General features: G+C 66.9%; 8 protein-coding genes and 1 pseudogene. 4 read left to right on the top strand and 5 right to left on the bottom strand.

Annotation, left to right across the window (positions count from 1 at the left end):
- Positions 1-59 precede the first annotated feature (59 nt).
- Together E3O22_RS14520 and arfB are read left to right on the top strand one after the other, a co-directional pair.
- Positions 60-341 (top strand): HNH endonuclease, encoded by a 282-nt coding sequence (locus E3O22_RS14520; protein ID WP_241976674.1) that lies wholly within the window; start codon positions 60-62, stop codon positions 339-341.
- Positions 342-467: 126 nt separating this feature from the next.
- The gene (arfB, locus tag E3O22_RS14515) at positions 468-890 is read left to right on the top strand and encodes an alternative ribosome rescue aminoacyl-tRNA hydrolase ArfB (RefSeq protein ID WP_134394561.1); all 423 of its coding nucleotides are present in this window, start codon (positions 468-470) and stop codon (positions 888-890) included.
- 103 nt (positions 891-993) lie between these two features.
- On the opposite strand, the gene E3O22_RS14510 is transcribed toward arfB, so the two are convergent.
- Together E3O22_RS14510 and E3O22_RS14505 are read right to left on the bottom strand one after the other, a co-directional pair.
- Positions 994-2,877 (bottom strand): FAD-binding monooxygenase, encoded by a 1,884-nt coding sequence (locus tag E3O22_RS14510; RefSeq protein WP_134394560.1) that lies wholly within the window; start codon positions 2,875-2,877, stop codon positions 994-996.
- 275 nt (positions 2,878-3,152) lie between these two features.
- Positions 3,153-4,001, bottom strand: a complete 849-nt coding sequence (locus E3O22_RS14505; protein WP_255570058.1) for a Cof-type HAD-IIB family hydrolase — start codon at positions 3,999-4,001, stop codon at positions 3,153-3,155.
- 211 nt (positions 4,002-4,212) lie between these two features.
- Between E3O22_RS14505 and E3O22_RS14500 the strand changes: the two genes are divergently transcribed.
- Positions 4,213-7,200, top strand: a complete 2,988-nt coding sequence (locus tag E3O22_RS14500; RefSeq protein ID WP_241976672.1) for an aminotransferase — start codon at positions 4,213-4,215, stop codon at positions 7,198-7,200.
- A 230-nt stretch (positions 7,201-7,430) separates the two neighbouring features.
- On the top strand, positions 7,431-8,804 hold the full coding sequence (locus tag E3O22_RS14495; RefSeq protein ID WP_134394557.1) for an NAD-dependent succinate-semialdehyde dehydrogenase: 1,374 nt from the start codon (positions 7,431-7,433) through the stop codon (positions 8,802-8,804).
- Between the two features lie 188 nt (positions 8,805-8,992).
- Here the strand turns inward: E3O22_RS14495 and E3O22_RS14490 are convergent, their stop codons facing one another.
- The 3 genes and pseudogenes from E3O22_RS14490 to E3O22_RS16500 form a co-directional block, all read right to left on the bottom strand.
- A complete protein-coding gene (locus E3O22_RS14490) occupies positions 8,993-9,775 on the bottom strand; it encodes a sulfite exporter TauE/SafE family protein (RefSeq protein WP_134394556.1) in 783 nt (260 codons plus the stop codon).
- Between the two features lie 386 nt (positions 9,776-10,161).
- A complete protein-coding gene (locus E3O22_RS16165) occupies positions 10,162-10,530 on the bottom strand; it encodes a hypothetical protein (RefSeq protein WP_198410625.1) in 369 nt (122 codons plus the stop codon).
- A 66-nt stretch (positions 10,531-10,596) separates the two neighbouring features.
- A pseudogene (locus E3O22_RS16500) lies at positions 10,597-11,528 on the bottom strand (IS1380 family transposase); the annotation flags it as partial.
- Positions 11,529-11,704 lie beyond the last annotated feature (176 nt).

Raw genomic sequence — 11,704 nt, 5'->3', positions numbered from 1 at the left:
ACGGCGGCTGCACCATCCCCGGCTGCACCATCCCGGCGGCGTGGTGCGAAGTACACCACGTGATTCCCTGGCACCGCGGCGGAAAAACCACGATCGACAACGGGGTCCTGCTGTGTTGGTACCACCACCACACTATTGATACTTCCGGCTGGCAAATCCGCATGGTGCGCGGCAAACCTGAAGTCAGGGCACCGTACTGCTACGACCCCACCCGCACCTGGCGGCCCGCCGGGGAACACCGGGCCGGGGCGCCACGGTCTCGACAGGCTCGACCACCGGGTGCGTATGTCCCCGGAAACAGGGCACCAGAGTCTCGACGGGGTCGACCACCGGCGACGTGAGTGTCCGGCGGCGTGAGTCACCGGGCTCGACCACCGGGGCTCGATAATGGGGCTCAACCACGGGCGAGTTCGGCCGCCGGGGCGCTCCGGCCGACACTGTCGTCCGGATCGTGGCACGCTGATCACATGGATCTGGAGGTGGTGCCCGCGCTCACCATTCCCGAGCGCGAGCTCGGCTGGCGGTTCTCGCGGTCGTCCGGGCCGGGCGGCCAGCACGTCAATACCTCCGATAGCCGCGTCGAACTCTTCTGGAACGTGGCCGAGTCGACGACGCTCTCCGACGATCAACGGATGCGCCTGCTCGCCCGCCTTGCCAAACGTCTCGTCGACGGGGTGATCACCGTGACCGCCTCCGAACGGCGTTCCCAGCTGCGCAACCGCGAGCTCGCCCTGGCGAAGCTCGCCGATCTCGTGGCCGCGGGCCTGGCTCCCGATGCGGCACCGCGCCGCGCGACCAAGCCCACCCGAGGTTCGGGTCGACGGCACCTCGCAGCGAAGCAACAGCGGTCGGCCACCAAGAGGCAGCGGCAGCGGCCGTCCGCCGAGTAGCCGCGAGTGCGGGTGAATCGCCGTTTGGCCCAGCCGAAGCCGACGTTTCACCCGCACTCGCGGCCGACGGGGTGCCCCGCAGCGGGGAGCCCGCAACGAGGACCTACCGCACCAGCAGCATCTGTCGGAAGAACGCCGCGAGCTCAGCGGTCGCGGTCAGCGGCAGCACGTTCGCCACATACATGTCCGGGCGCACCACCACGATGGCGCCCCCGCGGTCGATCCCGCGCAGCTCGAAGATGTCGCGCGCCGGGTCGGTCGCATAGAGCTTCTCGTAGTCGATCAGCTCAAAGGGGCCTGTTGTCGGCAGGAAAACGCCCGGGACCCGGCCGATGTCCACCCCGGTGTGCTCTTGCTGGTAGACCACCTTGATGTCGAAGACACTGTCGATGTCGCTCCCGGTGGGGGTGTGCGCGAGCAGCGGCGACTCGAGTGAGGTGCGGATCCACTCGGCCCACTCGGTCAGCGCCGAGGCGTCGCCGGACACAGCGGCATCCGCGAACGCGTACAGGCGCCACCGGCCGTCGGCGCGGTGGTGGTGGCCGAGTTGCACGGGGTTGGCATCTCCGACGCGCACCACCGGCGCGGACTTGAAGCGCTTACCGAGCGGGAATCCCGTGGCGAGGTTCTGGTGTGTTGCCTCGCCGGTCAGCATCGACGGCGGGTATTCCGTCATGAAGCCCGATGGGAACTCGGCCGTCTTCGTGTAGAACTCCTCCAGTGGAACCTCCAGGTCCTCCGACTTCGTCGCCATCAGGGTCGACCAGGTCTTGTCGAAATCGATCAGGTTCTTCGCGATGACCTGGCGCTCGGCAGAGTAGGTGCCGAGCAGAGATTCGGGGCTGCGGCCTTCGATCACGTAGCCGAGTTTCCAGGCCAGGTTGAAGCCGTCCTGCATCGACACGTTCATGCCCTGGCCGGCCTTGGCGCTGTGCGTGTGGCAGGCGTCCCCGGTGATGAACACCCGCGGAGTACGTGTGCCGATCTCGTGGGGGAGGAGGTCGTCGAACCGGTCGGTGAGACGATGGGCGACCTCGTACACGCTGTGCCAGGCGACATTCTTCACGTCGAGGGTATACGGGTGGAGGATGCCGTTGGCCTTCGCGATGATCTCCTCGATCGTCGTCGTGCGCACTGCGCCGTTGTCGTCAGCGGCCACCTCGCCGAGATCCACATACATGCGGAACAGGTATCCGCCCTCGCGCGGGATGAGCAGGATGTTTCCGCCGGATTCGGACTGGATCGCGCACTTCATGCGGATGTCCGGGAAGTCGGTGACCGCGAGTACGTCCATCACGCCCCAGGCGTGGAATGCCTGGTCGCCGGCGAGCGTACAGCCGATCGAGTCGCGCACAGCGCTGCGGGCACCGTCGGCGCCCACCACGTACTTGGCGTGCACGACCCGTTCCTGGCCCTGCTTCTCCCCGATGGTGTGCACGAGCGTCACCGTGACGGGATACTCGCCCTTGTCGGTGTTCTCCAGGCTGCGGAAGTCGAAGCCGAAATCCGGCTCCATCCGCGTGGGGGAGTGCGCCATCACCTCGGCGAAGTAGTCGAGCACACGCGCCTGGTTGACGATCAGGTGCGGGAATTCGCTGATGCCGGTGGGGTCGTCTACGGCACGGGCCGAACGGATGATGCGGGTCACGTCGGCGGGGTCCGGTGTCCAGAATGCCATTTCGGTGATGCGGTAGGCCTCGGCGATGATGCGCTCCGCGAAACCGAACGCGTGGAAGGTCTCGACGCTGCGGGCCTGGATGCCGTCAGCTTGCCCGATCGCGAGGCGCTCACCGCGGCGCTCCACGATGCGGGTCGTGATACCGGGGAACTGGGAGAGCTGCGCGGCGGTGATCATGCCGGCCGGGCCCGTTCCGACGATGAGCACGTCGACGTTCTCGGGGAGCTCGCGTGGGCGATTGAGGCCGACCCCGGCGGCATCCTGGATGCGGGGATCGGTGGACACGTATCCGTGGTGGTGAAACTGCACGGCTTCCTCACTTCTTTGTGGGCTCTGCGTGGGTGAATCGGACATCACTGTCGCAACGTGCATGTCCTGACGTGTTCGATAATCGAACACAAAGTTCTATTATCGCTTCTTGGATCATATATCATTCGGTCGGCCAGGACCAGATGGGAGGCGGCGAACCAATTCGACGGAGAATCTAGTTGACAACAGCCATTCCGTCGTGTTCGGGCCCGATAGGGGCTAAAACTCCGTCGACTTCGTTCGGGACGGAGGTGCGGCAGGGAGCTACCGGGCGATCAGGCGGTCACGTGCGCACTGTGCAGGTGCGGTAGGGCGGCGAGGATGCTGCTGACCACGCCGGCTTCCGAGCTCGACGGCGCGATGTTCGCGGCGCGCGCCAGGATGCTCGGGTGGCCGTTGGCCATGGCGTAGGAGTGCCCGGCGGCATCGAGCATCTCGGCGTCGTTGAGGTAGTCGCCGAACGCCATCGTCTGGGCCCGGCTGATTCCGAGCTGCTGCTGGAGCCGCTCCAACGCTCGACCCTTGTTCGCTCCCTGGCGCATCACATCGACCCAGTTCTCGCCCGAGACCACGACCTCCGCGGGCAGCCCAAGGCCGCGCAAGGCCGGTCCGCTCCGCTGTTCGGCGCGGGCAGGGTCGTAGATCGCCAGTTTCAAGATGACATCGTCGAGAGCGGCTGCATGCACATCCGCTACGACCTCGACCGCTGCGTAGTACCGGCGAACCTGGTCGACGAAGTGCTCATCGCTGCGCTCGACGTAGGCGCTCCGGGCGCCGCAGACGACGAGCCCCAAGTCGGCGCCCGTGGCGGCGGTGCCGCGCACCCAGTCCACGATGGGGCCGATGATCTCGGACACGACGGGTTCGACGTCGATGCTGATGCCGTCCTGCACCACGTTGGTTCCGTTTTCCGCGATGTAGATGAGTCCGTCGTGCTCGCCGAAGATGCCGTGCAGTGTCTGATACTGGCGTCCGCTGGCCGGCACGAACAGGATTCCGGCCCGATGGAGGTCGTCGAGGAGCGGCCAGAACGCGTCGGGCACGTTGCCGTCGTCGTCGAGAAGAGTGCCATCCATGTCTGAAACGATGAGACGGATGTCGGAGGGCTCTGCTGGGTGGGTCACTGCGGCGGCTTTCGGTCGTTGTTCGATCCCGGAAACGACGAGTGTTCGCGTGCGTCCCTCGGTCTGTGACGACGACGCTGTCTCTCTTGATGATGTCATCCCTGCTCGCCGAGAGCCGAGTTGCGCGCGGACTGAGCGTTGGGCGCATAGAACGAGCGGCCCTGGTGCCAAACTGACAGGATTCATTGCACTATCTGCGAGGAGCGTCGACGTGCCTGGTTTTGATTTCTTCAGCGGCCAGGGGCTCGTGCGCCCGGATATCACCGCGGCCGACGCCGAATCGATGGCGTCCTCGCTCTTCGGGATCACCGGCACGGCCCGCGAACTCGGCAGCCAGCAGGACCGCAACTTTTTGATCACCACCACTGCTGCCGCCACTGCCGCCACCACTGCCCCCACCGGTGACTCCGCGGGTGGAGCGACGCAGCGCTACGTGCTCAAGGTCGACAACCCGGCCTTCTCCGCCGCCGAGCTGGCCGCGCAGGACGCGGTGATGGTGTTCCTGACTGAGCGCGGCATGCGCGTGCCACAGCCCGTGCGGGGGCTGAACGGCCTCAGCCGCCAGCACTGGCACGCAACGGATGCCACCCTCCTCCCGGTGCGGCTGCTCACCTTCGTCGAGGGCCCGTCACTCGAGGCGCGGGGCTATCTGGCCCCGCCGGTGGTCCGGGCGCTCGGCCGGCTCTCGGGCACCACGTCGCTCCACCTGCGTGACTTCGCGGCGGACGGCCTCGACCGCACGCTGCAGTGGGACCTGCGCAACGCGAAAGCCGTGATCGACCTGCTGGTGCGCTGGGTGCCGGCGGAAGAGACCCGGGATCAGCTCCGCGCCATCGCCGACAGCGCCGCCGCACGCCTGGCGACTGTGGCGTCCGCGCTGCGGCTACAGACCATCCACGGGGACATCACCGACGACAACGTGATCTGCCGGGTGCTGCCGAACGGCCACCACGTGCCCGAGGGGGTCATCGACTTCGGCGATCTGGCCACCGGCTGGCTGGTCGCGGAGCTGGCGGTCACGGCGGCATCCGTTCTGCACCACATGCCGGACGATCCGCTAGCGGCCCTCGAGGCGATCGTCGCCTTCGACGAGGTCGTTCCCCTGACCGAGGCCGAGATCACCGCGCTCTGGCCGCTGATCGTGCTGCGCGGGGCGGTGCTGGTGGCCAGCGGCGAGCAGCAGGTGCAGATCGACGCGGACAACGACTACGCGAGGCACCGGATGGACGCCGAGTGGCAGGTCTTCGCCGCCGCCAGCGCGGTCGGCTGGGAGGAAGCGGACGCGGCCATACGGCAGGCGCTCGGCCGGCGGCGGCATACTGGTGCCGAACACACGACCGTGCCCGAGACGACCGTGCCGATGATCTCCGCGCTCGCCGACGGCGACTACGAAATGCTCGACTTCGCCGTGACCAGCCCGGCCCTGGCCGACGGCCTCTGGCAGACAACGGATGCCGAGTGGCGGCTCGCGCAGGCCGCCCTCGCCCGACGCGGCGCCGCCGTCGCCCCCTACGGCCAGTTCCGGCTCACCCGAACCCCGCCACACTCGCGCCGGGAACCCGACACGTTCGCGCTGGTCACCGAGGTCTTCCTGCCTGCCGGTTCGGTGATCGTCGCGCCGGCGGCTGCCTCGGTCACCGAGATCGGAGGCGACACCCTGCTTCTGACGCTGGCCGGTTTCGGGCTGCGCATCGGCGGTATCGTGTCGAACCTCGTGCCGGGGGCCGCGGTCGCCGCGGGGGAGCCCGTGGGTGTTGCGGGCCCGGTTGCTCGGGTGACCGTGCAGAAGCTCGCTCGCCCGGGTCTGACGGCCCCGCACTTCGCCCAGGCCTCCCGGGCCGCCGCGTGGGCAACTCTCGCACCGGACCCGGCGCGGCTGCTTGGGTTGGCGCCGCAGGCATCCGTCGTCGACCCGGCGATCGAACTTGCCCGGCGCGGTGCCGTGATGGCCGCGGCGCAGGAGAAGTACTATGAACGGCCGCCGCAGATCGAACGCGGCTGGCAGGAACTGCTGATCGACACTCACGGGCGCTCCTACGTCGACATGGTCAACAACGTCGCCGTGATCGGGCACAGCCACCCCCGGTTCACCCGTGCCGTGAGCGATCAGCTGGCGTTGCTCAACACGAACTCCCGGTTCCTCTACTCGGCGCTGGCCGACCTCTGCGAACACATTGTGGCGACATCACCGGATCCCATCCTCGACACCGTGCTTCTGGTCAACAGCGGCAGCGAGGCCGTGGACCTGGCCCTGCGCCTGGCCCGGATCCACACCGGCCGCAGCAACGTCGTCGCCTTACGAGAGGGCTACCACGGCTGGACGTCGGCCTCCGACGCGGTGTCGACCTCTGCCTTCGACAACCCCTTCTCCTTGGCCTCCCGGCCCGACTGGGTGCACATCGCGGATGTTCCGAACTCCTATCGCGGGACGCATCGCGGTGCCGGGGCGGCAGGGGAGTACGCGGCCGACCTGGCCCGGCTGCTGGCCGATCCGGACGGCCCGGGGGAGGACCTGGCCGCGTTCATCTGCGAGCCCGTGCTGGGCAATGCCGGCGGCGTCGTGCCCCCGGCAGGGTACCTCGCCCGTGTCTACGAGCAGGTCCGTGCACGCGGCGCGCTGTGCATCGCCGACGAGGTGCAGGTCGGCTACGGCCGGCTGGGCAGCCACTTCTGGGGCGTGCAGCAGCAGGGTGTCGTGCCCGACATCCTCACGGTGGCCAAGGCGATGGGCAACGGATACCCGCTCGGCGCGGTGCTCACCCGCCGGGACATCGCCGAATCTCTGGCCGGAGAGGGCAACTTCTTCTCCTCGGCCGGCGGCAGCCCGGTCAGCTGCGTCGCGGGGCTGGCCGTGCTCGACGTCATCCGGGACGAATCCCTCCAGCAGAATGCGGATGCCGTCGGCCGGCACCTGGCAGGCCGGCTGGCAGAGCTCGCGGAACGGCATCCGTTGATCGGGATGGTGCACGGCCTGGGCCTGTACATGGGGGTGGAACTCGTGCGCGACCGGGACACCCTGGAGCCGGCGGCCAGCGAGACCGCCGCCATCTGCGAACGGATGCTGAAACTCGGCGTGATCGTGCAGCCCACCTCGGAGAGACAGAACGTGCTGAAGATCAAGCCGCCCCTGTGCTTGAGTCGGGAGAGCGCGGACTTCTTCGTCGACCGGCTCGACGAGGTGCTGCAGGGCGGTTGGTAGCGTGCGCGACGTGCGTGATCACCCCCGCGCCGAGCTCGCGGCGCTCTGCGCTGTGCAGCCTGACAGCTGAACGGAATCCGGTGGCAGACCCGGAAGGCCGAAAAAGGTTCACCACAATGGCTGCCCAAAACCCCTGACAGCGGCAGACTGTAACGACACGGGCGGGACCGGCTCCGGCAGCAGCGGTCCCGTCTCAATCGGCGTCAACGAAGCAAGCCTGGGGAGAAAATATGAACAAGTACACAGTCACGAACCCCGCCACCGGGGACAGCGGACCGAGTTTTACTCTGGCAACGGATGCTGAGGTGACCGAGGCCATCGGAGCCGCAGACCGTGCCCACAGCGAGTTCTCTCGCCGCACGTCGGTCGCCGAGCGCGCGGCCCTGATGCAGCGTGTCGCGGACCTGCACACCGAGCGGCGTGAGCATCTGGCCGAGCTCATCGTGCGCGAGATGGGCAAGCCCGTCGCGCAGGCCCTCGGCGAGGTCGACTTCGCGGCCGACATCTACGCGTACTACGCGACCCACGGCGAGGCCTTCCTCGCCGACGAACCGATCGAGCTGCTCGGTGGTGAAGGCTCGGCGTTCATTCGGAGTGCCTCCCTCGGAGTGCTCGTCGGGATCATGCCGTGGAACTTCCCCTACTACCAGGTCGCCCGCTTCGCCGGTCCGAACCTGGTTCTCGGCAACACGATCCTGCTCAAGCACGCCTCGCAGTGCCCCGAGTCCGCTGCCGCGATCGAGGCGATCTTCACGGATGCCGGTTTTCCCGACGGCGCATACCGCAACGTCTACGCCTCCAGCGCTCAGATCTCCGACATCATCATTCCAGACCCCCGGGTCTGCGGTGTGTCGCTGACCGGTTCTGAAGGCGCGGGTGCGGCGGTCGCGGAGGCCGCCGGCCGCAACCTCAAGAAGGTCGTGCTCGAACTGGGCGGATCCGACCCCTTCATCCTGCTCAGCACGGACAATATGGACGAAGCGGTCGACGCCGCCGTCGACGCTCGCCTCGACAACTCCGGCCAGTCCTGCAACGCGGCTAAGCGCTTCATCGTGATCGACGGCCTGTACGACGCCTTCCTGGCGAGCTTCACGGCGAAGATCACCGGCAACGTTCCCGGAGACCCCACGTCGCCGGACACCACGCTCGGCCCGCTGTCCTCCCTCGGTGCCGCCGAGGACCTCGAGGAACAGCTCCAGCGCGCCGAAGCCCAGGGCGCAACCGTCACCGCGCGGGGAAATCGCAGGGGCGCCTTCTTCTCGCCGACGGTCCTGACCGACGTGTCCCCTCAGAGTGACGCTTACCGGGAGGAGTTCTTCGGCCCGGTCGCCGCCGTCTATCGCGTGGCGGACGAGGCCGAGGCCGTGCAGGTGGCCAACGACGTCCCGTACGGCCTGGGTTCGTATCTCTTCACCACCGACCCGGAACAGGCCCTGCGCGTGGCGGACCAGATCGACGCCGGAATGGTCTTCATCAACGGCTCGCTCCTCGACGGAGCAGAGCTGCCCTTCGGTGGAGTGAAGAGGTCTGGCTTCGGCCGTGAACTGGGACGCTTCGGCATCGCGGAGTTTGCCAACAAGAAGCTCATTCGCATCCTCAGGTGACACGCGGTGGCGCGCCGCCCGTCTCAGACGGTGGCGCGCCACCCGCCTGCGCCAGACTGCGGCATCCGGTCTCCCTGACGAAGTCGACGGAGATTTGGACAACACGGCTCCAAACCTGCCCACAATTGCGCGCTGCCTCAAAATCTCCGTCGAATTGGTTCGGCGCCGGGCCCGGGCGGCTCCGCTCCCTAGCTCAGGAGGAGCACCACCGCGGCGGTCACCGCGACCACGACCAGGATGGTGCGCAGTACCGGCGCGGAGAGCGTGCGGCCGATACGGGCACCCAGCCAGCCGCCCGCCGCGGAGCCGATGCCGATGAGGAGCGCGATTTTCCAGTCCACGGTTCCGCTGGAGATGAAGATGATCGCCGACACGATGTTCGCGACCCCGGCGAGCACGTTCTTGGCGCCGTTGGCCCGGTGCATGTCCGTGGACCAGAGTATGCCCAGCAGCGCGAGCAACACGACCCCCTGGGCGGCACCGAAATACCCGCCGTACACGCCCGTCGCGAGCACCCCGAGGATGAGCCCGAGGGTGAGGGGACGCGTATCCGTTTTGGTCAGCAGTGTGCCGGCGGGCGCCGCCGCCTTGCGTCGCACGAAGCCGGCCACTCGGGGCTGGATTGCCGAGAGCACCGCGGCCAGCAGCAGCAGGAAGGGCACGACGCCGGCGAACGCCTGTGCGGGCAGGGTGAGCAGGAGCAGACCGCCGACGATGCCGCCCACGGCGGAGAAGATCGCCATCACAGCTACGGGGCGCCACTGCGACCGCAACTCGCGTCGGTAGCCGTGGGCGCCGGCAATGGACGCAGGGATCAGGCCCACGGTATTGGACACGTTCGCCGTGATCGGCGGCACGCCCAACGCCAGAAGAACAGGGAAGGTGATGAGTGTTCCGGCGCCGGCGACCACGTTGATGACTCCCGCGGCGAGCCCGGCAATGAGGATGATCGAACCTTCAAGCAAAGTCACATCTACCCCCACCCGCCGTTGGACCGTGCAGGTCAAGGCTAGTTCAGGAAAGCTGGTTCAGGTGGCGGCCGGCGCCGGGGCAGTGGATGCTGCGGCTATGGCTCGCAACACCGGATCCCCATCGCGACGGGCATCGCGACGTGACTCAGAACGGGGTCGGAATCTGTCGAACCGTCAGCTTCGGCCCCCGGTCGTCACCGCGGTTCCGTCGCCGGGGGAGCCTGACGTCGAGCCCGGGGAACGGCACGTACGGCAGATTGCTGAGGAGGTGGCTGATGACGTTGAGGCGGGCCCTCTTCTTGTCGTCGGTGTGCGCGACATGCCAAGGGTGCCCAGGCGGTGTCGGTCGCCGCAAACATGGCGTTCCTCGCGCGGGCGTAGTCGGATCAGCGGCTGTAAGAATCGTGATCCATCGGCGAGGGCTTCCACGTCTTGCGCGGATTGTTGATTCGACTCTCGAGCCGCCGAGTCTGATCATTTTTACTGACCTCAAGCCAATACATGAGCAGGATGATTCCGGAGTCGACCATCGACTGCTCGCCCAGCGGCGTCATCCGCAGGAAGTGCTCGGTCTGATCCAGAGTGCAGAAACCCATCACCCGCTCCACGCCCGCATGTTTGTTCACGCTGCGGTCAAAGAGGACCACCTCGCCGGCCGCGGGGAAATGCTCCAGGTAACGCTGGATGTACAGCTGCGACTTCTCGCGATCAGTGGGAATGGGTAGTGCCGCGACTCGGAAGACCCGGGGGCTCACCTGCGCGGTGGTGCGTTTGACGGTGCCGCCCTGCCGCCCGTGTCACGCCCCGCGAACACAGGCAGCCAGGCGCCCGGTGCTGTCCTCTGCCTTCTTGCGGGACGTGAACGCGGTGAACGGGACCTCGGCGACTACAGCGTTACTGATCCGCATTTTGGTGCCTTCGTTATAGATCGCGCTGGTGTATCAAATCGCTGTCCAGGCACTGTCGGGGATCGTTCCGATCGCACGTTTGATGGCGGGATCCATGCGCGCGGTGACGGAGACGTCGGCACCGGCTGTGAGGGCTGCATTGATCGAGGCGTAACCGTAGCAGGCGGTGTCGGCGCGGAGGAGCACGCGGACGTTTTTTGCTCCGCGGAGACGTTTGATCGTGGCGCGGGCGTCGCGGATCAAGTGGGCGGCGCCGCGCGGCGACCCGCAGGCACCGCAGCGCAGTCGTTGACTGTTGATGCCCGGTGCTGACAGGTCTGTTTTCACGGTCGCGATGAACACGTTGAGGCGGCGCACTCCGGAGTAGCCGTAGCCGGATCCTTCCTTCTGGTACCCGTGGACTTCGATGATGGTGTCGTCAATGTCGAGGAAGATGTAGCCGTCGGTGTCGTGCACGAGTAGTGGGATTTCGGCCGCGAGGCCACCCACGAAGCGTGAGGCGAAGGCGTCGAGCTGCCGGACGTGACCGAACGTGAACTCGCGCTAGAACGACCCCAACGTCGATGGCGCGTAACACTTGGTGAAGACCTTCCCCATGCCGCCGTGACGAAGAATCGCAAAGTCGTCGATCGAGGCTGCGCCGGCGACCATCCCTCCGACCAGCGAGGTGACTTTGAAGCCGGCCTTGGCACCCTTGTCGGTGGGGACGGTCAGCCACTGATCGGCCAGGGTCGCCAGCTCCCTCGGGCGGCCAATTTCATGTTCGGGACCAACCCGGCGCACGACACAAGATTAGGGTCGGTGAATGATGCAGAAACGGCGGGGTTGGTCTGAGTAGCTGGCAACTACAAGATGCTCATCTGTTTGGTAAATTAACACTTTAGACAAGTCATATTTAAGCAGATCAGCTAGGTATTCTCGGTATAGCGCCCCCGTAAAATCTCACGTTGATCCGTGGATTCAGGCTGAAAAGACCACACCGAGACGAAACGAGCCGCCGCAACTTCCGCTGGCCTCATTC

This window comes from Cryobacterium sp. TMT2-18-2 (assembly GCF_004402245.1).
GTDB classification, from domain to species: domain Bacteria; phylum Actinomycetota; class Actinomycetes; order Actinomycetales; family Microbacteriaceae; genus Cryobacterium; species Cryobacterium sandaracinum.
This window is presented reverse-complemented; position numbering and strand designations above follow the sequence as displayed.

Excerpts from the sequence above, each read along its gene's own strand:
- arfB (WP_134394561.1), top strand. The coding sequence starts at position 468 with ATGGATCTGGAGGTGGTGCCCGCGCTCACCATTCCCGAGCGCGAGCTC.
- E3O22_RS14495 (WP_134394557.1), top strand. The coding sequence starts at position 7,431 with ATGAACAAGTACACAGTCACGAACCCCGCCACCGGGGACAGCGGACCG.